24 protein-coding genes and 3 pseudogenes are annotated in these 26740 nt (G+C 51.1%); 16 read left to right on the forward strand and 11 right to left on the reverse strand.

From position 1 onward, the window contains the following. The first annotated feature begins 117 nt into the window (after nucleotides 1-117). Nucleotides 118-1020 (forward strand): helix-turn-helix domain-containing protein, encoded by a 903-nt coding sequence (locus PVOR_RS05655; protein ID WP_006208142.1) that lies wholly within the window; start codon nucleotides 118-120, stop codon nucleotides 1018-1020. A 1011-nt stretch (nucleotides 1021-2031) separates the two neighbouring features. Here the strand turns inward: PVOR_RS05655 and PVOR_RS05665 are convergent. The 6 genes and pseudogenes from PVOR_RS05665 to PVOR_RS05690 all read right to left on the reverse strand — a co-directional run bounded on the left by PVOR_RS05665 (nucleotide 2032) and on the right by PVOR_RS05690 (nucleotide 8498). Next, on the reverse strand, nucleotides 2032-2874 hold the full coding sequence (locus tag PVOR_RS05665) for an undecaprenyl-diphosphate phosphatase (RefSeq protein WP_006208144.1): 843 nt from the start codon (nucleotides 2872-2874) through the stop codon (nucleotides 2032-2034). Between the two features lie 365 nt (nucleotides 2875-3239). After that, nucleotides 3240-3851 (reverse strand): DedA family protein, encoded by a 612-nt coding sequence (locus PVOR_RS05670; protein WP_006208147.1) that lies wholly within the window; start codon nucleotides 3849-3851, stop codon nucleotides 3240-3242. Nucleotides 3852-3894: 43 nt separating this feature from the next. Then, nucleotides 3895-5844: an ABC transporter permease gene (locus PVOR_RS05675; protein WP_006208148.1), complete on the reverse strand. Its 1950-nt coding sequence runs from the start codon at nucleotides 5842-5844 to the stop codon at nucleotides 3895-3897. Further along, nucleotides 5819-6591, reverse strand: a pseudogene (locus PVOR_RS05680) (ABC transporter ATP-binding protein). Before PVOR_RS05680 ends, PVOR_RS05675 begins: the two are co-directional and overlap by 26 nt. A gap of 198 nt (nucleotides 6592-6789) precedes the next feature. Next, nucleotides 6790-7787 (reverse strand): annotated as a pseudogene (locus PVOR_RS05685) (sensor histidine kinase). Nucleotides 7788-7796: 9 nt separating this feature from the next. Further along, nucleotides 7797-8498, reverse strand: a complete 702-nt coding sequence (locus tag PVOR_RS05690; RefSeq protein ID WP_006208153.1) for a response regulator transcription factor — start codon at nucleotides 8496-8498, stop codon at nucleotides 7797-7799. 327 nt (nucleotides 8499-8825) lie between these two features. Here PVOR_RS05690 and PVOR_RS31380 point away from each other — a divergent pair, with 327 nt between their 5' ends. Together PVOR_RS31380 and PVOR_RS29070 are read left to right on the forward strand one after the other, a co-directional pair. Then, nucleotides 8826-8969 carry a hypothetical protein gene (locus PVOR_RS31380; RefSeq protein WP_234972781.1) on the forward strand — a complete coding sequence of 48 codons (144 nt, stop codon included), beginning with the start codon at nucleotides 8826-8828 and terminating at the stop codon, nucleotides 8967-8969. After that, nucleotides 8957-9139 (forward strand): hypothetical protein, encoded by a 183-nt coding sequence (locus tag PVOR_RS29070; protein ID WP_006208155.1) that lies wholly within the window; start codon nucleotides 8957-8959, stop codon nucleotides 9137-9139. Before PVOR_RS31380 ends, PVOR_RS29070 begins: the two co-directional genes overlap by 13 nt. A gap of 27 nt (nucleotides 9140-9166) precedes the next feature. Here the strand turns inward: PVOR_RS29070 and PVOR_RS05700 are convergent, their stop codons facing one another. Beyond that, nucleotides 9167-10660: a sensor histidine kinase gene (locus PVOR_RS05700; protein WP_006208157.1), complete on the reverse strand. Its 1494-nt coding sequence runs from the start codon at nucleotides 10658-10660 to the stop codon at nucleotides 9167-9169. Next, nucleotides 10657-11343 (reverse strand): response regulator transcription factor, encoded by a 687-nt coding sequence (locus tag PVOR_RS05705; RefSeq protein WP_006208158.1) that lies wholly within the window; start codon nucleotides 11341-11343, stop codon nucleotides 10657-10659. The genes PVOR_RS05700 and PVOR_RS05705 overlap by 4 nt, the downstream gene beginning before the upstream one ends. Nucleotides 11344-11580: 237 nt before the next feature. On the opposite strand from PVOR_RS05705, the gene PVOR_RS05710 reads away from it, so the two are divergent. The 4 genes from PVOR_RS05710 (at nucleotide 11581) to PVOR_RS05725 (ending at nucleotide 14735) form a co-directional block, all read left to right on the forward strand. Further along, nucleotides 11581-12345, forward strand: coding sequence for a pirin family protein (locus PVOR_RS05710; protein ID WP_006208159.1), 765 nt, complete (start codon nucleotides 11581-11583; stop codon nucleotides 12343-12345). A gap of 459 nt (nucleotides 12346-12804) precedes the next feature. Continuing rightward, a complete protein-coding gene (locus tag PVOR_RS05715) occupies nucleotides 12805-13614 on the forward strand; it encodes a C40 family peptidase (RefSeq protein WP_006208160.1) in 810 nt (269 codons plus the stop codon). 191 nt (nucleotides 13615-13805) lie between these two features. Then, nucleotides 13806-14003, forward strand: coding sequence for a YwbE family protein (locus PVOR_RS05720; RefSeq protein WP_006208161.1), 198 nt, complete (start codon nucleotides 13806-13808; stop codon nucleotides 14001-14003). A gap of 171 nt (nucleotides 14004-14174) precedes the next feature. Beyond that, nucleotides 14175-14735 (forward strand): hypothetical protein, encoded by a 561-nt coding sequence (locus PVOR_RS05725; RefSeq protein WP_040680246.1) that lies wholly within the window; start codon nucleotides 14175-14177, stop codon nucleotides 14733-14735. A 124-nt stretch (nucleotides 14736-14859) separates the two neighbouring features. On the opposite strand, the gene PVOR_RS05730 is transcribed toward PVOR_RS05725, so the two are convergent. Then, nucleotides 14860-15222, reverse strand: coding sequence for a hypothetical protein (locus tag PVOR_RS05730; RefSeq protein WP_006208163.1), 363 nt, complete (start codon nucleotides 15220-15222; stop codon nucleotides 14860-14862). A 76-nt stretch (nucleotides 15223-15298) separates the two neighbouring features. Next, complete coding sequence (locus PVOR_RS05735; protein ID WP_006208164.1) at nucleotides 15299-15784, reverse strand: GAF domain-containing protein; 486 nt, start codon at nucleotides 15782-15784, stop codon at nucleotides 15299-15301. 182 nt (nucleotides 15785-15966) lie between these two features. Here PVOR_RS05735 and PVOR_RS05740 point away from each other — a divergent pair, with 182 nt between their 5' ends. Then, entirely contained in the window at nucleotides 15967-16272 is a 306-nt protein-coding gene (locus tag PVOR_RS05740; protein WP_006208165.1) for a hypothetical protein, read from the forward strand. Between the two features lie 129 nt (nucleotides 16273-16401). On the opposite strand, the gene PVOR_RS05745 is transcribed toward PVOR_RS05740, so the two are convergent. Beyond that, nucleotides 16402-17472, reverse strand: coding sequence for an alpha/beta hydrolase (locus PVOR_RS05745; RefSeq protein ID WP_040680247.1), 1071 nt, complete (start codon nucleotides 17470-17472; stop codon nucleotides 16402-16404). Between the two features lie 171 nt (nucleotides 17473-17643). Here PVOR_RS05745 and PVOR_RS05750 point away from each other — a divergent pair, with 171 nt between their 5' ends. The 8 genes and pseudogenes from PVOR_RS05750 to PVOR_RS05780 all read left to right on the forward strand — a co-directional run bounded on the left by PVOR_RS05750 (nucleotide 17644) and on the right by PVOR_RS05780 (nucleotide 26694). After that, nucleotides 17644-18225, forward strand: coding sequence for a GNAT family N-acetyltransferase (locus tag PVOR_RS05750; RefSeq protein WP_006208167.1), 582 nt, complete (start codon nucleotides 17644-17646; stop codon nucleotides 18223-18225). A 1-nt stretch (nucleotide 18226) separates the two neighbouring features. Then, nucleotides 18227-18985, forward strand: a complete 759-nt coding sequence (locus PVOR_RS05755) for an energy-coupling factor transporter transmembrane component T family protein (protein ID WP_040680249.1) — start codon at nucleotides 18227-18229, stop codon at nucleotides 18983-18985. A 121-nt stretch (nucleotides 18986-19106) separates the two neighbouring features. Continuing rightward, a complete protein-coding gene (locus tag PVOR_RS05760; RefSeq protein ID WP_006208169.1) occupies nucleotides 19107-19697 on the forward strand; it encodes an ECF transporter S component in 591 nt (196 codons plus the stop codon). Beyond that, nucleotides 19675-20319, forward strand: coding sequence for an energy-coupling factor ABC transporter ATP-binding protein (locus PVOR_RS31385; RefSeq protein WP_234972782.1), 645 nt, complete (start codon nucleotides 19675-19677; stop codon nucleotides 20317-20319). Before PVOR_RS05760 ends, PVOR_RS31385 begins: the two co-directional genes overlap by 23 nt. A 52-nt stretch (nucleotides 20320-20371) precedes the next feature. Next, a complete protein-coding gene (locus PVOR_RS31390) occupies nucleotides 20372-21253 on the forward strand; it encodes an energy-coupling factor ABC transporter ATP-binding protein (protein ID WP_006208171.1) in 882 nt (293 codons plus the stop codon). 193 nt (nucleotides 21254-21446) lie between these two features. After that, nucleotides 21447-22961 (forward strand): MDR family MFS transporter, encoded by a 1515-nt coding sequence (locus tag PVOR_RS05770; RefSeq protein WP_006208172.1) that lies wholly within the window; start codon nucleotides 21447-21449, stop codon nucleotides 22959-22961. A gap of 329 nt (nucleotides 22962-23290) precedes the next feature. Beyond that, nucleotides 23291-25075 carry a sensor histidine kinase gene (locus PVOR_RS05775; protein WP_006208173.1) on the forward strand — a complete coding sequence of 595 codons (1785 nt, stop codon included), beginning with the start codon at nucleotides 23291-23293 and terminating at the stop codon, nucleotides 25073-25075. After that, a pseudogene (locus PVOR_RS05780) lies at nucleotides 25053-26694 on the forward strand (response regulator transcription factor). The gene PVOR_RS05775 and the pseudogene PVOR_RS05780 overlap by 23 nt, the downstream one beginning before the upstream one ends. Nucleotides 26695-26740: the final 46 nt, after the last annotated feature.

A 26740-nucleotide genomic window follows, 5' to 3' on the forward strand; every position in this document is an offset into this window, starting at 1 on the left:
AATCGTTAAATAAGCCCCTTCGAAACGTATATTCGAAGGGGTTTGTTATGTTGGCAAAAAAGATCAAAACCGCGCCGGTTCCTTTTGGTATCCTTATAAACAAAGGAGGGCTTAACCTTGAGTACCCAGCTAATCATCCAAAAGAGCATAGCGTACATGGAGCAGCATCTGGAGGAGCAGCTGACCCTCGCAGATATTGCATCTCATGCCGGTTTTTCTCCATATCACTTCCACCGTTTGTTTCGGAAGGAGGTCGGTATGAATATCGCGGATTACCTTAGAAAACGAAGGCTTTGTTATGCGGCGCAGCTTCTGCTGCACTCCGAGGCTGCGATCATCGACATCTCCTTTCACTGCCATTTCGAGAGCCAGGAGTCTTTTACGAGAGCCTTCAAGAAATTGTACGGCATGCCCCCGGGACGTTATCGGAAAATCTTCGCGGCGCACGCTCACCATTCCATTTTTGAACAAGGAGATGATTCTATGCAGCAGCAACAGTCTCAGTCCGCATTAAAGGGCTGGTTCCTGAGCGGAAGCCATCCTCAGGATTATGAAATCGGCATCGACCGGACCACCGTCCATCAAGGAAGCACTTCGGGCTATCTTAAAGCTGTCACACCCATGGACATGGGTGCTTTTGCGACCATGATGCAGCAGTTTAAAGCCGGTAAATTCGTCGGCAAACGGATGCGATTCTCCGGTTTTGTCAAAACCGAGAACGTCAAGGAATATTGCGGGCTGTGGATGCGTGTCGACAGCCATTCAGAGGATGTGCTTCAATTCGACAATATGAACGATCGGCGCATTGTTGGCAGCACGAACTGGAATCACTATGCGATCGTGCTGGACGTGCCAGAAGATAGTGCCACGATCTCGATCGGTGTGCTGCTGATGGGAGCAGGTCAGGTATGGGTGGACAGCTTCCGCTTTGAAGAGGTGGATCGGAGTGTACCAACGACCAACCTCGAGGTTCAATACGAGATGCTGGAGGAGCCCGCCAATTTATCGTTTGAAGAGTGAAGCGAGGCTGACCAGCGTGAATTCATGTTAGATCCTTGAGATCAGAAACAGAAGCCTTCCCGAAGGGGAAGGTTTGTTCTTTTTGATGGATGATGGGGATGGGGGACAAGCGTAGCCGTTATTCGGAGTGTGCAATCATGATGATAGGAGTTGGCACACCGGGAGTGTACAGGCAGTTATGTAGCTTGTGCAAGGAGAGTAGTGCGGTAAACGGTACAGGAGCAGTGCGAGGAGCTGGAGCTGTACAGGGGACGATAATGAACGAGGCACAATTGGGGGGGCACAATATGGCCTTGTATGGGGAAACAGCCTGTTGTTATAGGAAAAATTAAAATCGTGAATCGCTAGCGGACACAGAGTACCTTATTTGGTGGAAACTAGGCATTTTCGCAAAGGTTACGGACAAGAGATCCGCTATTCCCCGAAAATGAGCAGTTGTTGAGCATAATTTTGTATAATAACGGCTCTGGTGTCCGCTCATTTTAAAAATGAGTCGATTTTTCGAAAATAACGGATTTCTGGTCCGGAACAGCCTCCGTTGTTAGCCTTGCAATACTCCAGTCTCCATACCTTCGTCCACAGTAACGCATTAGGCACAGTAACACAGCAGGCACAGTACGCATTAGGCACAGTAACGCATTAGGAATCACGGTTATCAGTAATCAAGGTCAAGGTGTTCGAATAGAGGAACCCAATAACTCGTGGGAACCTGGCAGCTGAAATAACAAAAGGCAGGGCAAGATTTTTAGATCTTGACCTGCCTTTTTACTCTAAAAGGAGCACCACTCACATGAATCAGCGAAGCGAACCAATCGATTCCGGAAAAACGGAGTGGTCGCCTTTGCCCCGGATTTCTTCGTATGATGAGTCATATCAGCAATCCGGGGAACTACAGTAGTTGGAGCAACGGTATGTTTGCTAAGCGTCTCCACAGTCTAACGGGTTCATAGAGACTCAAACGCAGAGACTTACCAATCACCCACAAATCACCCACAGAGTTACCCAACTTACTTACAGATACAGCACCAACGCAATTACAGCAGCGAGCACGATCCGATAGATCGCAAACGGTACCAGCTTGATCCGGTTAATCAGCTTCAGGAAGAAGCGGATGGAGATCAGAGCGAATACGAAGGCCGCTACAAATCCGGCGATGAAGAACGGAAGGGCCTCCAGGGTGAAGTATTCCCAGTTCTTCAGCAGCGACAGGAAGCTGGCCCCGAACATAATCGGTACAGCCATGATGAAGGTAAAGTCCGCTGCCGCGCGGTGACTCATGCCGAGCATGACGCCCCCGGAGATGGTGGAGCCGGAGCGTGAGAAGCCCGGCCAGAGCGACAGACACTGGATCAGTCCGACGCTGAAGGCCTGCCTGTACGTAATTTGGTCGACGGACACAACCTTCGGCTCTTTTTTCGAGCTGACTTTGTCGGCAACGATCATAAAAATGGCCCCGATCACAAGTCCGATAAGCACTGTTTCGGTAGAGAATAAATGTTCATCGATGAAATCTTCGAACAATACGCCGAGGATACCCGCAGGAATCAATCCTACGATAACCTGGCTGAGTTTCAGTCTGCCTGTATCAGCCGGAGCGCCGGCTTCAGGCTTTTTGCGCTTAAGTCCCAAGAGGTCCAGGAAACGGTCTTTAAACACAACGATGACCGCCAGGATGGAGCCAAGCTGAATGACAACCTTGAATGTGTTAGCTACGTATTTCGTCAGAAACTCCTCGGATTTAAGCCACATGTCATCAACGATGATCATATGACCGGTTGAGGATACAGGAGCGAACTCGGTCAGTCCCTCGACGATTCCCAGAATAATTGCTTTGAGGATGGTTAAAAAATCCATGACCTACAGCCTCTCCCTTACATGATAATATAAAATGTTAAACCGTAATGATGTTAATGATGTATGGCATGAAATAACCTGAGCAATGGGTGATCGAATGTGCGACAAGTGCGTGCCCAGGCGTGGATCAAAACGACCGAATGTAGGATTGAATGCGTAACCCATGAGTGTATCAAAACGACCGAATGCATGATCAATTACGCGACCCATGCGTGCGAACTGCGCGCCAAACGCCTGACTAATATTTTGCCGAATAAGTGATCCATGCGACCAAATACGTAATCACCAACGTCTGATCAATTCGCACTCAAACACGAGCCCAATCGGATCTCATGGTCATTTCATGTCGTAATCCCAAGTTGACGTTATGCGGATTTTCTCCGCTTGCGGAAGAAAAAGAACAAAAACGCAATAACTGCCACAGCAATTACAGCATAAGCGATATAGGAGTAGACGTCCATGAAGGCCACGATATTCTCCCATGAATCGCCGACGGCGGCTCCAACGGACACCAGGATGATGTTCCAGATCAAGGTCCCGATGGTGGTGAAGAGCAGGAACATGCCGAACTTCATGTTGGACATGCCCGCTGGGATGGAGATCAAGCTCCGGATCAGCGGGATCATGCGGCAGAACAGCACCGTCCAGTAGCCGTATTTATCAAACCACGCATCCGCTTTGCGGATGTCTTCTTTTTTCACGCGGAGGATATGTCCCCAGCGATCCACAATCTTCTCAAGCCGCTCGACATCGAGCAGACGACCAATGCCGTACAGAATAACCGCACCGACCACAGAGCCGATCGTAGCGGCAATAATGACGCCGGGCACCGTCAAATTCGTATAGGTTGTCATGAATCCGCCGAAGGTAAGAATGACCTCGGAGGGGATCGGAGGAAACACGTTTTCCAGAGCAATCATGAGCAGAATGCCGATGTAGCCGAATTGCTCCATAATATCCGTAATCCAGTTTTCCAAAAGTTATACCTCTTTCAAAAGATAAGGACGTCTCTTCCACCCTTTATATAAGTGACTGCTTCAGCTTGCGCAGATATTGACTGCGGATGAAGAAGAAGTACAGGACCTGCATCATCAGGAAACTGATCAGCACAATCCCCATCTCAGCTGCAATGGATAGATAGAAGTAGCTCTGCAGCGCAATAAACGCAAAGATGCTGTGCACAATCGCAAGGCCAATCGGCACAAAAAACAGCAGCGCCAGCTGTCCGGTTACGATTCGCCGGAACTCCTTATCGGTCATCCCGAGCCGGGATATCGTGGCATAATGCCTGCGGTCATAATCCAGGTCGGCATAGAGGCGGAAATACAGGAAACTGCCTGCCGCAATAAAAAACACCGTGCCCACAAGCAGTGCCGCGAAGAGCAGCATATTATACAGGCTGTCCCGCAGGGCAAACAGAGTGCCGCTGACCGCCAGCGCGTAAGGCTGGCCCATCTCATAACGTACGGCCCCTCGCGGCGCGAGATGGGGAACGATGCCTTCCGTTTTCGTGAAATCATCCACGTAAAAGCCGGTGTACCGTTCCTGTCGTACCGGGTCCGTGATGGCGGCGAAGGTCGCATCACGGACGACAAGCCCGCCGAAGCGGGAATCGTCATCCATCTCCGGCAGCAAATATTCCGGCACGCCGACATGATCGGAATAACCGATTTCGTGCACCCTGATTCCGGAATCCTGAAGCTGGTAAGAGGCGTGCTCCCGGTTGCGGGTATAGGCTCTGTCATTTTGAGAAGCAATCAGAACAAGCGCATTTTCGCCCCGAAGCGGCTGTTCATCGAACGGCAGCCCCGCCATCAGCACCGCTGCCTTGTAGTCGGAGAAGGATATCAAGGCTAACGGATTCTCCACAGGCTGATCCAGAGCGGAGGCCGATGTGGCTTCCGTATATTTAACGCGAAACGATAGCGTTTCAAACGGTATTTTTTTAGATTCAAGCTCCTGCTTGATTTCATTCAAATGCTGTTTCTCGAAGGTATCACCTGCTTTGGCAAGATAGCCGATGGCGGCAGGATAATCCTCGTTGAATTGTTTCGTAAGCACCGGGATGGAGGCAAATACGCCAACCGAGCAAAAAGACACGGCCAGCACGATGGTCACCATCGAGAACATCTGGGCGTGATCCCTGAGCCGATACTGCAGGCTCGAAAGCGAGATAAGTTTGGTTCGTCTCCAGGTTAACCTGCGGCTCCGCTTCAGCCTGCGAACGAGAGCAACCCCGAGCTGAGAATAGATCAGATAGGTGCCGATTATCGTCATTATGGTTACCGGGAACATGCGCAGCTCGAGGGTTGAGGCCGTTGTCGTGGCCGCCAGGCTGTAGCTGACGATCAGCAGGACAGCGGCCAGTGCCGATAGCCATGGTGATGTCTCGGGTGCGGTTTTCGGACGCTGCCCGGATTGAAACAATTCGATTAACGCTTTGGGCCGAATCAGACAGGATGTGCACAGCGAGATAATGATGAACAGCAGTACATAACTTGCAACGGTCAGCCCAAGCGCGCGCAGCGGCAATCGAAACGGCAGGGGCGGAATGCCAAGAAATGCCGAACCGGCCATCAGGAACAGCTTGCCTGTAATGATGCCGAATACGATACCCGTTGCTATGGCGCTTAAGCCGATGATCATATTTTCGAGAAACACCATCTTGTTAAACTGGCGGTCTGTCATCCCGTGCATGAACAGAATGCCGAACTCGCGTTTGCGTGTCTTGAGAAAAGCCCCGACGGAATACAGCACGAAGAAGAACGAGAACACATACATAATCAGCTCTGCTCCGACCATAGCCTGAATTACAACCGGATAGAACATCTCATTTGCAATGGCAGGATGGAACAGGAACAAAGCACAGACAAAGAAAATCATGACGGAGAACGCGCTGCTTAGGAAATAGGCTGCATAGGTCCGCTTATTCCTCAGGACATTCCTAAAAGCGAATTGTCGAAAGGTCATGACTTCCCCCTCCCAGCAGAGCCAGCATATCGATGATTTTCTGGAAAAAGGCTTGCCGGTTGTCGCCGCAATACATTTCATTATATAGTTGTCCGTCCTTAATGAACAAGACGCGATCACAGTAACTGGCTGCTACCGGATCATGAGTGACCATGAGGATCGTTGCAGAAGCCTCTTTGCTTGAGGCAGAGAGCGTCTGCATGACCTCTTTGGAAGCCCTGGAGTCCAGATTGCCCGTGGGCTCGTCGGCAAGAATCAGGGAGGGCTCCTGAATGAGCGCTCTGGCAATGGCCGTTCGCTGCATCTGCCCGCCGGAGATCTCATATGTGTGTTTGTTCAGAATGGACTCGATGCCGAGCTGGTTGGCAATCCGGCCCAGCCTGCTGTCCATTTCACCTAGAGCCATAACTTCCAGCGTTAGCGGAAGAACGATATTTTCCTCAACTGTCAGCGTATCCAGCAGATTGAAATGCTGGAAGACAAAACCCAGATCCCGGCGCCGGAACAGAGCGGTGTCACTTCTGCTGAGAAGATGAGGGTTGCGTCCATTGATGATAACCTCGCCCGCGGTGGGCTGATCAATGGTGGCAATCAGATTGAGGAGCGTCGGTTTTCCCGCTCGCCCGAAGGACCCATAATGCCGACAAATTCCCCTTGGGTGACGTTGAAGTGAATGTTGCTCAGCGCTTGAAACGCCACTTTGCCCTCGTAAATTTTGGATAGATGCTTGACGCTCAGGATGGGCATATCTTCACTCCTCTAATACGATGGTATCATTGTAAAATAATTGACCGCGTCCATGCCATGTTCGTAACTTACAGTTACCTTACAACCTTGTAAGGTTTCTATTTGCATCGCAAGCCGGTGCTTCGGGAACCTGAGTTAAAGCATTTTAACCAGGATTTGAACCGGCACAAAGCCAATCCCTTATCTTCAGATACGGGATCAGTGCGAGTTATGGCTGCCGGTACCTTCAAAAATAAGGCGCACCGTCGTTCCCTCATCCACCTTGGATTCGATCTCGAAGGCATGTCCGAGCTTATCGCATATTTGTTTGACCAGAAACAGCCCCATGCCCGTCGATTCCCGGAATCGGCGCCCGTTTTCTCCGGTAAAATAGGGATCGAACACCCGGGGCAGATCGCTTGGAGGGATGCCGATGCCCTCATCCCGGATCTCAAGCACAACCTTACCCTCCCGGGCATAACCGTCAAAATACAAGCGCCCTTGTTCCTCCAGGGTATACCTGACTGCGTTAGTCAGCAGCTGAGTCAGCACGAAAGAGAGCCATTTCTCGTCCGTAGCGACCGTTAATCCGCTCTCCATCCGGATGGAGGGGTAAATTCGGCGCCGGATAAACAGCCGTTTTTGCTCTGAGGTGACACCTCGGACGATGCGTTCAAGCGGCAGGTTCTCGACATAGAAATCGTGCTCGAACGTATCGAGCCTGGCGGTATACAGCACCAGATCAAGCCCTTTTTTGAGTCGATCCAGCTCGTCGCCAATCGCTGCAAAACGGGGATCATCGTCATCCTGAAGAATCAGGTGAATGACCGATATCGGTGTTTTCATCTGATGGGCCCATTGGTTGATGAACTGAAGATGGCCCTCGATTTTGTGCTTGTAGTTATGCAGATCCGTTGTGTATTGCCGGAACTGGGTTCTAAGCAGCTGATGAAGTGCTTCGGCGAGCGGAGTGTGGGAGGATTCTGCAGAGGATTCGCCGGTGAGAGATTCTCCCGGGAGAGGCTGCTCCAGTCGTTTATAGAAGGAACGGTTGGCAATATATCGGAAGATCAGGTAGCCGAGAAGCAGCAGCAGGCTGATGATGCCGGCGTACAGGCTGACCGTGATATTCCGGAAGCCGTCAAGTCTGTAGATCACGCGATACGACAAGAAGCTGTGCAATATAAACAATGACTTAGGGGACGCTGCTCCTGCAGAAATAACTCTCAAGCTTCATCCCTCCAGTTCGGAATCAGCCGGTAGCCGCGTCCCCGCACGGTTTGAAGGCCTTCCTCGATCCCGAGGTTGGCGAGTTTTTTGCGGACCCGGGTGATGTACACATTCAGCGTATTATCGTCTACAAAGGCCTGGTCATCCCATATTTTCTCCAGGAGCCTGTCGCGGCTGACCACCATCTCGGGTTTCTTCATTAACTCGTCCAATATTTTGGCCTCGGTATGGCTGATCTCCGTCTGTGTTTGCTCCAGTGAAAGGGAGAGGCGTTCAACGTCGAGCGTTAGTCCGGCGACACTCAGGATGCGCTCGTTCTGTCCGGCGGCATACGAGCCGTAGGCGCGGCGCAGCTGGCTCTTGATTTTGGCGATCGCAATTTCATAATCGAAAGGTTTGGTAATATAATCGTCCGCACCGTTCTCCAGTGCCATCACCTGCTCCATTTTGCCGTCGCGGGCGGAGATGAAGATGATCGGGCAGGTGGAGAGGCTGCGGAACTGGCGGCACCAGTAATAGCCGTCATATTTCGGCAGATTGATATCAAGAAGCACGAGGTGAGGGTCATACGATTCAAATTGCTCACGTACCGTTTCGAAGTCATGAACGGACTCCGTCATATAACCGAATTTATGAAGATGCTCTTTCAGCAGGCTGACCAGCCCGGCATCGTCCTCGACAATGAAAATTTTGAACATATCGTTAATAGTCCCTTCATCTGACATTCTACTACCGATTGTATTGTACCAAATTGTCGGGATATAAGGAAAAAACGCGTGAGTCAAGGCAGCGTACATAGGGGTGACTGGGTGGAGTTCATACCTCGTATAACCAATGCTTCACTGCAAAAAATATTTTGACGCTGGTGTCCTCACCTGATAAAATTCTTGATAATTCCAATCGAATAACTATGATAAATTTGCAAACGACCAGTCCACTGGAGATCATGAGCCCTATTCATGATCTCCTTTTGTTGTTTTATCCAGGTTTATCTAACTGACAAAAGGGAGCGGGGAGATGATGAGTTGAACGCGATTGATGAGCTGAAACTGACGGCGGATGTCCTCGTGATCGGCGGCGGTCCCGCCGGACGCCCAGCGGCAGTCATGCATTTGATGAGGGAACAGCCTGGGGCACAATCGCCTCACAGGCAGCATTGCTCGGCCTGAACACCCGCGCCATTGGCGGTTATGACCGTGAGCTTGCCCGCGAAGCTTTGCATATTCCGGCAGAATATGAGCTTCTTGCGGTCATTAAGCTTGGTTATCCGGGAGACAAATCGGCACTTCCGGAGGCGCTGCAGGAGCGAGGTTCCTACAGGGCGCCGTTCCTTGAATGAGCTGGTGTTTGAAGCTGTGTTTTTAGGCTAGGGAATAATCCCCGGCCATTCGGCACGGAACTCAGAACCTAGGTTAACTGTACTGTCCACACTCAACGAGCCGCCGTGCGCGGCAATGATGGACTGGGTTATGGCGAGTCCAAGACCCGAACCGCCTTGCTGTCTGGTCCGGGATTCATCGATCCGGTAGAAACGTTCGAACAGATGGGGAAGATGCTCCTTCGGAATCCCGGTCCCGTTGTCGCGAACCAGCAGTACGGCATGATCCGCAGCCCTATCAAGCGTCACATGGATCTGCCCCCTGTCAGGATTCGTGTGCTGCACCGCATTAAGGAACAGATTGTAGATAACCTGCTTGATCTTGTCGGGATCGCATTGGCATAGAAGGGGGGCCGATTGGAAGAATACCTCCCGTCCTTGGGCAAGCATCTTCAGATGGGGCTCCATCTCATGCAGCAGCTGATCGAGCCGGGTTTCCTGAAGGTGCAGCTCAGGCTTGCGGTCAAGCTTGGCGAGCAGCAGCAGGTCCTCGACCAGTTTCTTCATGCGTTTGGATTCACCGTGCATGCTGGATAACGCAGCATGCAGCTGCTGCGGGTTGTCGGCAGCGCCGCGGCCAAGCACCTCCAGAAACCCGTGAATCGAAGTGAGCGGCGTCCGCAGCTCATGGGAAGCATCCGCAATAAACCTCCGCATCTGCTCCTTGGCTTCACGTTCGGCCTGAAATGCATCCTCAAGCCTTTCCAGCATGCCGTTAAACGACTCGGCCAAGCGGTCGATCTCCTGCTGCCCTTGCATAACGGGAAAACGCTCAGCCAGATTTCCGGCATCGGTGCGTTCTACCGTCTCCACCATTCGGCTGAGCGGATTGAGCGTTCGGCGCAGTAAAGGCAGATACAACGCGATTCCACCCGCCATGGCAAGCAAGGCCAGAAGAGCAAAAATCATCAGCTGCCGCATAAGAACCGCGTGCAGCGGCTGCGTATCCATACCAAGCTGCAGCAGGCCGGAAGGGCTGTCAGGGCTGCCGTAAGGGCGAAAGACAACGATCTGCTCTGTGCCTTCGGCATTTTCGATCACTTCATATCGAATGGGCTGGCGCTCCTTGAGCTGGGCCAGGACTGCTGTATAATCCTCGGAGGGCAGCTGCGGGGCGATGAGCCCGTTGTCGGCGGCCAAGTCCGAGTAGCTCCCATCGATATCAATCTTGGCAAGCGACATATTCGGCAGAAAGAACAGGGTTTTGTCTTGCAGGCGAGAGTTCTCCTGATCGGTGTCTTTATCCGGAAGTGCAGGCCGGTTACGAGGCTCGCGGTCAGGTTCCCAGAGCTCCTTGGGGAGCGAGCGGACTTGAAGAGCAAGCGCCTCGGCTTGATTACGGAACATGGCATTTTTCATCAATACATATTGCAGCGCACCGATCAGCACCAGCAGAAGCGCCAATACGATAAGGGAACGCGACAGCAGCTGCGTCCTTAGAGAACCAGGACCTGATGAGCGTATCCGGTCGCGGATTCTCATAACAAGTCCACCCGGTAACCGGCACCGCGAAGGGTGCGAATAACCCGGTGCTCCTTATCTCCAAGCTTCTCGCGCAGGGAACGGATATAGACCTCCACAATGTTATCCTCTCCGCCAAAATCATAATCCCACACAATATTCAAAATGTTGGATTTGCTCAGAACGCTGCCGTGTTTGGTCACAAGCAGCTTCAACAGCTTGTATTCCGTAGGTGACAGCTCCAGCGCCTCACCCTGGTATGCAATTTCCTTCTTGCGGTCATCAATGGTGAAGGAACCCAGCCGGATTTCACCCAGCAGGCTTGGAAATTGATTGCGCAGCCGTGCTTGGATTCTGGCAAGCAGCTCTTCAAAACTGAAAGGCTTAACCATATAATCATCCGCACCGATGGTTAGCCCCTTTACCCGGTCATCAATCTCATCCTTGGCCGTTAGCATAATCACCGCGACATCCTTGCCCTCTTCCTTCAAGCGTCTGCACACCTCCAGACCGTCCATCCCCGGCATCATCACATCCAGCACGACGACATGCGGCTCGAAGTTGCTTGCTACTATAACTGCTTGTTCTCCATCGGGGGCCGAGCGCACCTCAAAGCCTTCATTTCTTAATCCCAACTCCAAAAATTGCAGGATATGCGGCTCGTCATCGACAAGCAAAATGCGAATACGGTGAACAGATTCCATAACTCAAAACTCCTCTTATTTCGTTCCTTTAACTGTATCATACGTTCTTTAACTGAATGAAGTCTGAAAGCGAACTGAAAATAAACTGAAGGTGATTCGCAAATATGCATTCTCAATCAGGGAAAATAAGGATGTTGATATATATTCTGTTATCGTTAATACTATCTTAAAGCCGAGATATCAAGGTGAACACCTGTTCAAGGTCAATCATGGATGGGTGAAAGGAGGAGACTGGACATGATAGGAAATGTATATCCACCTGAGAATCAGAGCAAGGGCTCTCTCGACGGAGGAAGGATAACAGAGCTGAAGCCGATCGGTTTCTCTGGAGAAGGGTCGGCTGTGACCCGGGTGGGACCTCTTTTCTATTGGTCCTGGTTCCGCTCGCCTGTTGAAGGTTATATTGCACCCCATCCCCATCAAGGTTTTGAAATCGTGACGTATATGATGCAGGGTAAGGGTGTACACAAGGATTCACAGGGAATGCACAGCGAATTGGGGCCTGGAGGCCTGCAGTTGATGAGGGCCGGATCTGGACTTACGCATGAGGAACGTTTGACCGGACCTGATGCAGAAGGGCTCCAATTATGGTTCGAGCCGTATCTTAGGGATTCGTTGAAACAGAATCCGGCCTGTCGTCAGTATCGACCGGATTCATTTCCGGTAACCCGCATTCAGGGTGGACTGGTCAAAACGATGATTGGCGGTTCTGCGCCAACGGATCTATCCGTAGACGTGAGGATGCTGGATATCCAGATTCTGGCCGGGCATGAGGCCCAGTATGAATTGAAATCCGGCAGGCGTGCTGCTGCGCTCGCAGTCAGGGGGGCCGGCAGTTTTAGCTCCGAAGAGGAGAAACTTCTATTTGAACATCGGGACTTTATGGTAATGGATACGAAGCAGGGGGAGACGATAAACCTTAAGGCGCAAGAGAATGTACGGGTCATTCTGATCGATGTACCGGAAAACCCTGGATATCCGCTCTATTCCAAGAGACCGTAAAGCGAAAAGTTTACAATATTGTAGTGGAATGAAATTTAATATGTACGATAAACTAGAGTCTGTCAGATGGGATACCGTCTGGACAGGCTCTTTTTTAGGTGTAAGAGAACCTGAATCAGGTGCCCCGTGCACAAATGTAAGAAATACATTCGTATATTTAATAAGCAGATAGACCCAACAGAGCGATCCGGACGTTTATTCACCGGGCCCGTTGGGTTATTTTGGCGTTTTTTATTTCTATTATAATCTATATATACTAAATTAAAGTATAAAAAGAGACTAAAGTCCTACTCTTTACCAATAGTTGGCATGCGTTTTTGTGAGAATGGTAGCATGCGTCCCAAGACATAGCCTGTCTATAATGATTGCGGGATCACGAAAAATGACAATTTCGTCATCCCACAATCTAACGAGATGGGGGAGATACTTATTTTCTCGCAAAAAAGCTTTAAAAAATTGATGGCCGGAGCGCTTCTGTCAGCAGCAGTTCTTGGTTCTTACGGATATGGGTCTGTGAATGAAGTCTCTGCTGCCACTGCGCAGTCTGTAACAAAAGGTGTAGCAAGCTCGAATGTATATATGCGCAGTCAGCCTTCGACTTCCGGTAAAGTCGTTGATCGTGTCTATAAAGGAGACAGCGTTCAAATTCTGGGCAGCAGCTCCGGCTGGTATAAGATTAAAACTTCTAGTGGCAAGCAAGGGTACGCTTCATCTAAATTGATTACCCCAAGCAACGGCTCTTCTAACAATTCCGGAAACAATTCCGGCAGCAACTCTGGAAATAACTCGGGCAGCAACTCCGGCAATTCGGGAACAACTACCCCTTCTACCAATGCCAGCGTTGAAAAAGTTATCAGTGCAGGCATGAAGTATCTGGGCACGCCGTATGAATTCGGTTCTAACCGCAGTTCAACGAAAACTTTTGACTGCTCGGCCTTTGTCCGCCGCGCATTCATGGATGGGGCTAACATTACGCTGCCAAGTAATTCACGTACTCAAGGACAATATGTTAAAGATAAAGGAACAGCGGTTACAAACGTAAATCAACTGAAACGCGGAGATCTAGTATTCTTCATGAGTTATAAAGGATCATCAGCTTCGGCTTATGCGGGACTGGACAAGTCCAAGCAGAGAATTACGCATGTTGCTATCTATCTGGGAGACAACAAGCTGCTGCATACGTATTCGAAAGAATCCGGCGGCGTCCTGGTAGGCAGCTTCGGCGACTCTTGGAAAAACCGCTTCCTGTATGGCGGAAGTGTGCTGTAACAATGCCAATCCATTCATAGGGGGGGTTACCCCATACTTGGAATGAGATAGAGGGACTGCCCGGTTATGAGATCTGAAAGGATCCGTAACGGGCAGTCCTTTGTTGTTGAGATTTGCTTTTGGCTTTTGATTTCAGTAAGGTGGACATAGCGCAATGAACAGCATGAATGATGAGAACAGGAGGGACGATGATGAATGGTGGGCAGCGTTCCAACATCAGACCGGGACTTGAGGTTGATATTGTATTGAAGCAGGATCAAAGAACGGGGAAGCTAACCCGTGGAGTGGTTAAGGATATCCTGACCAATTCGCCGAACCATCCGCACGGCATCAAAGTACGTCTTCAAGACGGCCAGGTTGGACGGGTTAAGAACATTTACGAATCGTAGATTCGGTTTATTGATATGCACCAGTTGAGGAGCTGTTCCAAAACTTCGCAGATATGCGGACTATTGGAAACGGCTTTTTTGCATATCTATGCAACTTTGTAACCACACGAGCCGTCTGGAGGTTGAGGTGAAATCAAAGATGAGAAGATACCTTGCTTGGGGTTTATATTGATGTTTATTCTTACAGGTTGCGCGGAGCAGGAGATGTCGGGGGCGGCTCAGTCTAATCTTTCATTGAATAAAGCGGACAGGGATAGTCATGCGGAGGTTCCCGATGGGGATTTTGTGTATCGCCTGGTTAGCGAGAAGGAGCATTACGAGCCAAATGAAAAAGTTCAAGTATACGGGGAACTGGAATATGTGGGCGAAGAGGCTGAGATTACGATCGGCCATGCAGCCTCCGCTTTTTATTTTCCGATGAAGGAGCTCATCAGGGATTATAACATCAGCTATGCGATGAATGAACCGTATATTACGACCACGTTGAAAAAGGGAGAGCCCCTGCGCGAGTATTATAGCGGCGGTGGCGGATACAACGGCGGGGATGATAAACAGTTTAAAGCGTTTATTCATTCCCTGAGGAATGGTTTTCCTGAAGGAGAGTATGTGGTGTACGGATCTGCGGACTTTATGATTGATTCGAAGGCGCAGCGTGATTCGAACAGGGAAGAGCCGAAGAGGTACAAGATTCAAGCAGAGATCGAATTCAGTGTAAGCGATGAATCGAAGTAGAAACAAGAAGCAATGAACAAGGATGACGGAATTTCATAGAGAGAGATCTTACATGCGAGTCGCTGTCACATGGCAGAAACAGCAGAAGGGGTACCCAGACCGTGGGTACCCCTTCTTGATGTTCTTATTGAAAGCCTTGCCCTTGGTGGATGTTAGGGAAACCCTGCTGCCCGAAGGAAGGCTGAATGTGCTGTGTTTGATTGTGAGCTTGCGCGGTATGCTCCACTTGTTTGACAAGCTGAGAGATTTGCTGGTACTGCTGCATGGCTTGTTGATGGCCCTGCAGAGCGGATTGGATCATTTGAGTTGCTTGACGTTCGCGTTGAGCAATTTCCTCCAGACGGGCTGCATTCTGCTGTTCCTGTTGCAGCAGTTGTTGGTACATGGCTGAGCCCTGCTGCGTTTGCTGGGTCAACTGTTGAAGAATTTGCTCACACTGACGGATTTGCTGCGAAATTTGTGAGTTATTGTTGTTCATTTGATACATTGCTTGTATTCCTCCTAAGAATTGTTGGATTCAAACTCCTGGTTAGTGTATGGAAGAATACGCAAAAACATCCTGTTTATAAGGTGAGCTGGGCTTCCAATATGTGGACGAACTCCTCCAGGAATAGCTGGTCCTCCTGATCGAACCGGCTCTTCAGAGGGCTGTCGATATCGAGAACGCCATACAAGGCACCCTCTACGATAATAGGGACAACAATCTCGCTGTTCGAGGCAGCATCGCAGGCGATATGTCCGGGAAACTCGTGTACATCGTCTACAAGCAGCGTCGTTTGTTTAGCGGCAGCCGTGCCGCAAACTCCCCGATTCATCGGAATGCGAATGCATGCGGGCAGCCCCTGGAATGGGCCAAGCACCAGCTCTTTGCCATCGTAGAGATAGAATCCGGCCCAATTTGTATCGGACAGAAACTGTTTGAGCAGAGCGGCTGCATTAGACAGATTGGCAATCGCGTTTGGCTCATCGTGTATAAGTGCTTTTAACTGATTCAGGACCTGGGCATATTGCTCGCTCCGGGTGCCTTCATAAGGTGTATTTTGAAACATGCTGATTTCCGCCTTCCATTATATCGTCGTGGTTCATTCACCATAGTATAAGTATAAGATATTCGTCAAGGGACGAGCATGGGGAGCTTGATCCGGCCAGACGGCTGATTCCCCGCCAGGGTGCAAGGGTAATGAATGAAAAGACCAGGTATCAACTTAACAGGTGGAGGGAGAGAAAGCGAATGCGGGCAGACGTACAAAATTTGTTTATTGGGATTCATATGCTCTATCACGCACACGAGCGTGACCTTACGATAAGTGAGATGCAGCCTGAACTGGAGCGACAAGGATATAAGGTCGGCGATCGGGAGGTTAAGCATGAGCTCGAACGTTTGACGGAAGAGAATTTCCTGACTGCACACGGTGAGGGCTACAGCTTGACTGGTGCCGGAATCGAAGAGTTTAAGGAGATTCAGAGCAAGCTTAAGGATCTCTGCGGAGAAGTGCTCAAGCCGGTAAAATCGAAGAAGGAAGATTCCATGGCATAAACATGAATAATGATGAATAATGATGAATAATGAGAAAGAAGCCCCCGACTAACATTAGGTGCTGTGCGTTAGAGCGGGGGCTCTTTATGCTGTCGGTTCAGTATCCATGCTTCAGCTGCAGCAAACCATTTATATCGTCTCAAGAGAACCGTCCAGCTCCAATTGAAACGGATGTAAGGGAGGAGTTTCCTCCGTCTGAGGTACTTGAGCGGCTTCCGGTTGATATGTCTTCACGGGTTGGCCTATATACTTGCGAAGGAAAGCATGTACACCTGCCCTGTATAACTCAGGGTCGATATGGTATGCGTTGGCATGAATGGCTCCTTCAATAAGGAGCAGCTGTTTCGGTTCCGGTTTAACCTTGAACATCTCGATGCTCATTCGGGTCGGTACGTAATGATCCTGGGTGCCATGGACAAACAAGACCGGAAGTGTGCTGTTCCGAACAGCGCGGATTGGACTGACCTGGTCGAGGCTGAATCCGGCCTTGCGCCGAATCCTTGCATTCACCCACGACAGAAATGGCACGGAAGGGATTTTATTAAGGCGGGTAAGCTGATGTCGCATTAAATCTGTCAAATCGGAATACGGGCAATCGGCGATAACGAGTTTGACCTGCGGCTCGGCGATAGACAGATATTCCAGTACGGTTCCACCCCCCAGAGATTGGCCATGCAGCCCGATGGCCACGTCCTGCCCATACTGCTGAGTGATCCAGCGAACCCATGCCTGCACGTCGTGTTTCTCATAATAACCGTAGGTGGTATATCGTCCTTCACTTCGTCCATGCCGGCGCTGATCAATGAGGAGTACGTTGTAGCCCTCCTCTGTGAACAGATCAATGAATTGGGTGGAAACTGCTCGGGAGCCGGTATAACCGTGCACGAGGATCATCCAGTGCTTGGAACCGGGGTTGTTTTCTATGGCAGCTCCGCACAGCTTCAATCCGTCAAAGCTGGTGATAGCCACTTCACTCTTTCGAAGGGATTCATATCGCTCCCTGCTGTAAAGTCCGGCTTTTTCCAGCACCGTGAACAGTTTGAGATCATTCTTCACTCTCATCCGCGTAATCTGCAGATATCCGATTTGGGTAATGGCAGCGGCGACCATAACGACGGTTAACAGCAATACAATCGCGATATACATACTCAGATGACTTCCTCCTTCTTCCGTACTGTACAAGGGGGCTGTGCAACACATATTGACGGAAGCCTCCCGAATCCATCAATATATAAACATCCAGCCTCTAGGATGCTGATGGATGACCAGGAACGGATCGGATTTTTCGTTATACTCATTTATACACATAGATAGTATCACCGGAAACAGCGGATACAAGTCAGTTTTTTTGTAAGGGGGGACCTCAGATCCATGTACATTTGTGAAGGAAATATTCCTGAACTGGAAGGTAGGCAAATACGGCTGCGAAGGATGACAGCAGAAGATGCGGAAGCGATGTTCCGCTGTTGGTCGGATTCGGCCACCACGGCTTATCTGGATTTGCCGGTCATGCATTCAGCTGAGGATGCGAAGGCACTGATTCAATGGCTGTTTCGGCTTGCCGAGCAGGATGAAGCCATCCGCTGGGGAGTCGAAATCATCGAAACCGGGGAGCTGATTGGCAGCTGTGGATTTAATATTTGGCAGCTCAAGGGTGCGTTCCGGGCTGAATTCGGCTGCGAGCTGACCCGTGCTTATTGGGGGCAAGGCTTCATGTCGGAAGCGGCGAAACTGGCAGCTGACTTCGGATATTCATCCATGGGGCTAAACCGGATCGAAGCCTTTGTGGATCCCCGAAACGAGCGGGCATGCCGTTGGTTTGCAAAGATCGGTTATATGCGCGAGGGCGTGCTGCGGGAGTACCGGCATACATCCAGCGGTTATGTGGATGCAGCAGTGTTTTCACTGCTTAGGCAAGATTGGCTTAAGGCAAGGGAAAGGCAGGAGTGGTGACGTGTTGATTCAATATGAGAAGGGCAGCTCGCTTCTTCATCGATATGATCCTTTAAGCAAGCTTGTGATATTGTTCTGTACAGCCGTGATTGCGATGCTGCTTGACCAGGCCTGGCAGCAGGCGGTTTTTCTGCTTCTCTGTATCGGACAAGCCCGATATGCTGGACATATGTCAGGCAGGCAGCTGCTGGGAGGCATTCGGCTGATTGCCATCGTTGCGGTGCCTTATTTTATTCTGACCAGTCTGACCGTTCAAGGGGAGACCGTGTGGCTGCAATGGGGATCGGTATCGGTGACCATAGAAGCGCTGAATGCTGCAGGGGCCATGACCCTGAGAATGTTTACGCTGTTCCTGACCTCCATGGCGTACATCATTACAACAGACCCCAGGGAGCTGGTGGCGGAGTTGACCCGGCGTCTTCGGGTCCCTTATCGGTTTGCATTCGGCATATCGGCTGCCCTCACGTTCATTCCGCTGTTGGAGGAAGAGGGAAACCATATTCTGGATGCCCAGCAGGTTAGGGGGCATCGTCCGCCGAAGGGATTAGGAAGCCGCATAAGTTATGGATTAAAGTTTGTATCGGCAGTCTTGCTCAATGCGCTGCGACGTGTGCAGCAAACAGCGGGAGCCATGGAATCCAAGGGGTTTGGGGCGTATCCGGACCGAACGTACCGAACGGAGGTTAACATACCTTCATGGGCGGCCGTATCGGCTGTGATTTATGTGCTTGCAACGGTGTGGCTGTGGTGGATTGTTTAAATTGTTAACCGGATATATCAAAAACCGAGTTGACGATAAGGGCAGAAGGATGCAAAATATGATAATGAAGCATTCGAACGCAAGTACAGTCATTCATGACTGGAATTAAGGAGGACTCCACTTGAATTCATCATCATTTCAGAAAAAATGGTTTGCTTTTACTACCCAGGAAATTATCCTGATGGCGATGCTTGCCGCTGTTAATGCCGTTCTTACGATATACATAGGGCCGGTCAACAAGCTGTTGAACAGTCTTGGAGGACCCATTGCAACTTCGACTACAACCGGAATCTATATGATCTATGGTCTCTTGGCTTATTACATCATTCGCAAACCGGGAACAGCGGTTGTCACCTTTGCCATTGGCGGCACGATACAGGCTCTGACGGGAACGGTGTACGGCATTCCTTCCTGTTTCGTGGCTGCTGCTTGTTATATGATTGTGGCAGAGACGATATTTGCGATCTTCCGTTATCAAAAATGGAGCGCGGGCGTCCTCATGCTGGTTGGCGGAGCCATGGTTCCGCTGTGGTTCCTGTTCGCAGCCAATATGTTCGGGTATACATCCTGGCCGCTTGAAGTGCTTGGGATCGCGCTCGTTGTGCGGATTCTCAGCGGTGTGTTGCTCTGTGGTTTGGTAACCAAAGTTTTGGGAGAGGCTTTAGTGAAGACGGGGCTGCTTCGCCGGTTTGCCGCCTCAACGAAGGGATAAACGGATGTCAGGAACAACGATAACATGCCGGAAACTGGGTTTTCTTTATGATGGAGAAGAACAGCCGGTTATACAAAATATCAATCTGGAGATAGCGCGCAACCAACGGGTGGCGATCATCGGAGCAAGCGGCAGCGGCAAATCTACGCTGTGCCAGCTGCTGTGCGGTCTCCTTCCGCGCAGCGGCGGGGGCACGAGAGAAGGAGAGGTGCTGCTTGATGGCATCGATCCCGCAGCGGCGCCGATTGCTAGCATAGCGGAGGCGGTTGGGGTGTTGTTTCAGGACCCGGATGCGCAGCTTGTGCAGGGCATCGTAGAGGACGAAGCGGCCTTCGGTCCTGAAAACATGCGGGTATCACCGGCGGAGATTGAGGAGCGGGTGGCACAGTCCCTTGCCGCGGTCGGGCTGCTTGACCGCCGGCTGGACCCGGTGCGCCGCCTGTCCGGCGGACAGCGGGCAGCGCACGGCCATTGCCGCGGTGCTGGCGCTGCGGCCGCGGCTCTACGTCTTCGACGACGCCTGCGCGAGCCTGGACGCCGCGGCGCAGGCGAACTTCCTGCAGCTGTGCTTCACGCTGCAGACGGAGGGCCGGACGCTCATTACCGCGTCCGGCCGCTTTGACGATGCCGCGCGCGCCGCGCAGCGCGTCATCGTCCTGGACGGCGGGACCGTCGTGCTCGACGGGCCGCCGGGGGAGCTGCTGCGCTGCTGCGAGGAGCAGCTGGCGCAGCTGGGCTTGCTGCCTCGTCCTCCAGGCGAGGCAGCGGGTGCCGCCGCCGGGGACAAACCTGTCCCGGCGGCAACTCCCCCGCATTCGGCTGAACGCCATGCGGGCAAGCCGATCGCCGCAGGTTCCGTTCCTGCCGCGGTACCCCATGCAGAAGGCGCGAGGGAGTCTGCCGCCTCCCCATTGCTTGAGGTCGATTCGCTAACATTTGCCTATCCCGGGGGCCGGGAAGCGCTGCACGGCATCCATGCCAAGATATACCCCGGCGACTGGGTGCTGCTGACCGGTGAGAACGGGTCGGGCAAAACAACCCTCAGCCGCCTGATCATGGGACTGCTGCCAGCTCCAGCAGGCAGTATACGTTGGCAGGGGGAAGATATCAAGGGCATGGCCGTGTACCGCAGGGCCGAGCAGATCGGTTACGTGTTCCAGCAGCCCGAATATATGTTTACTGCCCCCAACGTATGGGAGGAACTGATATACAGCCTTCATGGAGGGGTACCCGTGAAGAAACGACGGGAGTTGTCGGCTGCCGAGCAAGAGCGGGCCAGGTTCCTGTTGGAGAAGGCTGGGCTGACGGACCGGCTTCACATGTCCCCTTATCTGCTCAGTCAGGGAGAGAAGCGTCTTCTGAGTGTGATCAGCCAATTGATGCTTCCGCGGGCTTTGTATATATTAGATGAACCAACCTCGGGGATGGACTATGCCGCCATCGACCGGGTGATTGGCCTTTGCCAGCATATGTTGGAAGAAGGATCGGCCATACTCATGATTACTCACGATCCCGAGCTCATAAAGGAACATGCCACATCGTTCATTCATCTATAGGAACGGTAAAATGTGACTGTGCATACTACGAGGTAACCTTTATAATAGAAATATTACATGATGTGGAAGCGCTCCTGATATCAGGTAGGCGCTTTTTATGCTATGAGCCCCGATTTTGGCATATATCTTTCAAGATATCCAATAAAATGCCTGCTTCGGCAGGGGCTGTCTAAAGTAAAGGGGAGTAAGGAACGTGAACGTACTGAAACAGGATAAACGCAGTTACATATTGGTCGGGATTCTGTTATCCACCTTTATGGCTGCGATTGAAGGCACGGTTGTCGGACCGGCTGGTCCAGCCATTATTAGCAGCTTCGGCAGTGTGAGCCTGATGAGCTGGATATTTACGGCCTATCTGTTAACGATGGCTGTGACAACGCCGATCTTCGGCAAAATTAGTGATTTATACGGACGCAAGCCTGTATTTCTATACGGCTCGCTAATCTTTCTGGCAGGTTCGCTGCTGTGCGGTCTGTCCCAGAACATGACGCAGCTTATTATTTTTAGAGCGATCCAAGGGATCGGGGCGGGCGCCGTCATTCCGGTGACCTTCACGATTGTCGGGGATATTTACAATCTGGAGGAGCGTGGAAAAATTCAGGGGATGATCAGCTCCGTATGGGGAATATCCTCCTTGATTGGTCCGCTGCTTGGCGGGTATTTTGTCGATTACCTGTCCTGGCACTGGATCTTTGTCTTTAATGTACCGTTTGCGCTGTTATCGATATGGCTGATTTTCCGTTATTTCAAAGAGGAACGGACCACCCGCGAGGTGTCGATTGATTACGGGGGAGCGGCTCTGTTTACCGTGGGGATGACGGCGCTGTTATTTGCGCTCGCGGTAGGTGGCGGAGAGACCTATTCCTGGACGTCTCCATTCATGCTCAGTCTGATCATCGGCTCCGTGGTGCTGCTGCTTGCGTTCCTGGTGGTGGAGAGCAAGGTGAAGGAACCGATGCTGCCGCTCCATCTGTTTAAGATCAGGGATATTACGGTATCGACGGTGGCCAACATTCTGGTCAGTGCGCTTATCATCGGGTTGACCACGTATTTGCCGCTGTGGATTCAAGGCGTTCGAGGCGGCAATGCAACCTTGTCGGGCCTGACGCTGGCACCGATGTCGATCGGATGGCTCATCGGTTCGATTATCAGCGGCCGTTTGATCGTTAAATCCGGCTCTCGGAAAACGGCGATTATCGGCGTAGTATTCCTGATGATCGGAGCGGTGGGATTGGCTTATATGCATAAGGATACGGCGCTGGGCGTGCTGCTGGTCTTTACTTTCATTTATGGCGTCGGCTTCGGATACATCTCGACTTTGTTCCAGATCATTGCACAATCCTCGGTGGGTTATCAGGTTCGGGGAGCGTCCACGGCGCTGAACTCCTTCATTCGGACGTTCGGTCAGACCGTGGGCGTAGCGGTGTTCGGATTATGGGTCAACGCGGGAATTGCGGGCAGACTTGCGGCGGAGCCGGATGCTGCAGGCATTACCAGCGACGACATTAACAAATTGCTCTCTCCGCATGGAATCGCTGAACTGCCTGAAGGGTCAGGCGGTCTGCTGAGCGGAATACTGGAGGGCAGTCTGAATTCGCTGTTTGTGGTGATGGCCGTAATGGCCGTGATCTGTTTGTTTATCGTGGCCGCCTTCCGCAATGCTCCTCCTGAGCCGGAGGAAGGGACGGGAGAGCGCAGCCTTCCGTGAAATCTTAAGCATTCATTTTATTAACTCATGATATAGAAGAATAACAGGACCCCTGCCTTTTGGACGCAGGGGTCCCTTGTTTTGTATTGTACATCGTACGCACTTCTCCTTGTGCGCACGATGCGTGGTTCGGGGCATGCTTGGATGGCTGTGGACCATCAAAAGCTGCGCTTTTTCAACACTAGTCTCTCTTCATGACCAAACCCTTCGAAAGTGCCCGAAATATTGCATTAATACCCTATTCGGCCCTGACGGAACTCCGATATAATAAACATATTTCATTATAATAGGAACTCCTCATACTACATAAACCAAGGGGCTGCTGCAGCATGTCCAGATTTAATCTGTTCCGAAAAATCATTCTGTTTATCTTCCTGATGTTAATCCCGATTGTCGGTCTTTATTTTTATTCCAATCAAACCACTACGAATGTGCTTAGCGATGAGCTCAGCCAATCGAATACCAACCAGCTTGTCTTCTTTCAGAATCAGGTGAATACCAACATCGATATTCTGGCATCATGGCCGAATTTACTGCTGCATGACCCGGACATCTCCAGCTTTCGGGATATTTATCTGCAGGACAAGTATTTGAATCTGGACGCGATCAATCTGGTGAAGCAGATCCAGACGAAGCTGAGCATACAGGAGAGTTCATCAAACTGGCGAAGCCATCTGGCCATCTATTCCCCGTCTCTCGGGCGGGTGGTCACAGAGAGTGATGCCGGATTCTACTCGCCGGAGGAGCTAGCGCAGGACGTGAAGCCGGGCTGGCAGGTGACTCCTTATCAGGAGGGGACCGATCAGCGGTTTCTGTTCGTGTGGTATTCGGTGGCACCCTATTCCACTCAGCAGCATACAGGGAAGTCAAATACCATCATCAAGGTTGAATTCGACAGCACCAACATCCAGGATATGCTGGACCGCTTCAAGAGTGACGGAAGGAGCGATCCGTTCTACTATAAACCGGCTTCGGGCGTGATTTATAACCGAACCGCGGATCAGGAGCTGATCCATCAGATGATTGCGGAGCTTGGCAGCGAGCCGCTCCAGGATGTAGAGAATCGTGTGAAGGAAGTAGACGGCAAAACCTACTCGGTCAGCATCGTATTGTCGGAAACGACCGGGTGGTATTTGATTGATTATATCCCGCTATCGGACATCATGAAGCCTATCCTTACGTCGAACAGGCTCTTTTATATCTCGATCAGCGCGTTGCTTCTGATGAGCTGTCTCGCTGCGTATTTGCTGTACTCCCAGGTTCAGGTTCCGATCAAGCAGCTGGTTTATGTGTTTCGCAGGCTGCAGGCCGGTGATTACGGGGTAAGGGTGAAAGTTTCGGGCAGAAACGAATTCAGTTTTCTGGCTGCAAGGTTCAACTCCATGGTGGAGCAGATCCAGGAGCTGTTTGAGCATGTATATATGGAGAAAATCCACGTCAGGGAAGCGAAGCTGAAGCAGCTGCAGTCGCAGATCAATCCTCATTTCTTCTATAACTGCTTCTCATTTATTACCAGCATGGCCAAACTTCAGAAATACGAAGCCGTGGTGGCGATGTCGCATAATCTGTCCCGGTATTTCCGCTATACCACGCGTCAGGAGAGGGAGCTCGTCCCCTTGTCGGATGAGCTGGAATTTGTTACTCATTATCTGGAGATTCAGCAGATGCGGATGAAGCGGCTCCGTTATTATGTCGCTTTGACTGAGGGAGCGGGCCGCTCTGAAATTCCGCCGCTGGTCATTCAGCCGTTAGTGGAGAATGCCGTGCTGCATGGCATTGAACCCCATTCCGGCGAAGGCGAAATCGGGATAACCTTTCAGAGTATGGACGGTATGGCTTGCATTCTGATCGATGATAACGGGATCGGGATGAATGGACAGAAGCTGTCCGACATCGAGGAGCGGTTAAACAGGCCGATGGATCAAGAAATGGGCTGCGGCGTCTGGAATGTTCACCAGCGGATGCGGCTGCGTTACGGAGAGAATGCCGGATTGCGATTCATGGCATCTCCTCAAGGCGGCGTACGGGCCATTCTCTATTGGCCAATACCGCAATCACATGGCAGTATAAGCCAGGGCAGGGGGCATGAAAATGATGAATCTCTTATTGGTTGATGATGAGAGCTACGTTACGGAGAGTTTATTTCAGACGATTCCATGGCGTGAGCTGAATATACGACAAGTCTATCAGGCTTCATCTGCCCTGGAGGCGATTGATCTGCTGGAGGAGCAGGACGTTGATGTGGTCGTGACCGATATTCGTATGCCGGTCATGACCGGCTTGGAGCTGATAGAGACCATTGCCGGGAGGTGGACTCATATCCGCTGTATTTTATTGACGGGATACTCCGATTTTGAATATGCGAAGCAGGCGATTCGGCTGAACGCATCGGACTATATTTTAAAACCGGTGGACGATGGCGAATTCATGCGAAGTGTGCAATCAGCGCTGGAGTCGATCCGGGAGGAGCGGAAGGAGCTTGGAGAATACCAACAGCTTAGGTACAGCCGTAAATCGGATATCGGGATTCTGAGAACCAGTCTGATGCATGATCTCTTGCTGGGACACGAGATGCCGCGGCATGTGATTCGACCACAAGCTTCGTGAATATGAAATCCCTCTTGGAACCGATCAGAGGACCATCATGCTGCTGATCCAGCTTGGACCGAAGTTCACCGGCATGGACGATCATTCGATCAGTCTGATGGAATATGCCATCGGGAACATCGCCGAAGAGGTGTTTGCGGAGCTGTTTCGCGTGTGGCCGAGCAAGACCCCGCACAGCGGGATGATTCTGCTGGCACAATTAAAGACAGAACTCCTATCAGAAGGGACGGATGGGCCAGCTGCTTCCGATGTGATGAAGCGGTATGTGACCCAGTTTCAGCAAGATGTAGGAAGTTATTTGAAAGGCGGCATTTCTGTTCTCGTATCGGCAAGTTTTGATTTTCCGAGCGAGCTGGCAGGCGTTTATCGGACAGGGCTAAGCTCACTTTATATAGGAGGGAGCGGGGACCATGAAGCGATTCGTTTCGCTGCTGACAACGACGGAAGTCGGCGCGACTCGGCCTCCCATGCCACCCATTCCTTCATGAAGCCGCCCAGTCTGCTCCATCTTCTGGAGACGAGACAGTGGGACTCCGCTCGGGAGAAAATAGAACAGCTCTTCGTGGAACTTGAAACCGCCTTCATCGGACAGAGCGCGTTGTACGAGATTTTTTTGTCGGTTACGAATGCCTATATGTACATGGCCCACAAGCAGGGATATTATATCCACCAGCTGGACCAGGCAGGCTGGGACCCGCTCTATATTCAGCAGGTTGTTCAGTCGGCTGCCAAGCTGCGGTCCTGGTCGCTTGATATGCTGAATAAACTTCAGGCTATTTCCTCTGAGCAGGAGACAACGAGCAAAAGCCATATTATCAAACAGGTGCAGGAGATGGTGACTACCGATTGTGGTCATGATCTGTCCGTCAAAACGATTGCGGACCGGGTATACCTGCATCCGGTGTATTTATCCAAAATTTATAAAAGCGAGACCGGTGAGGGCCTCGGTGACTATATCATTCGGAAAAGGATGGAGCGGGCAGTATACCTGCTGAAGCATACAAACAAGAAGATTTACGAAATTACCGCAGAGCTGGGTTATCAGAATCCGCAATATTTCAGTAAAATGTTCCGCAAGCATTACGGGATGACCCCGAACGAATACAGGGATCAAGGATGTTGCTAAAGGTGCAGAAATGTTCGATTCGTGACATAGGATGCTTATGCGCTCC

The sequence above is a fragment of the Paenibacillus vortex V453 genome (assembly GCF_000193415.1).
GTDB classification, from domain to species: Bacteria; Bacillota; Bacilli; order Paenibacillales; family Paenibacillaceae; genus Paenibacillus_AQ; species Paenibacillus_AQ glucanolyticus.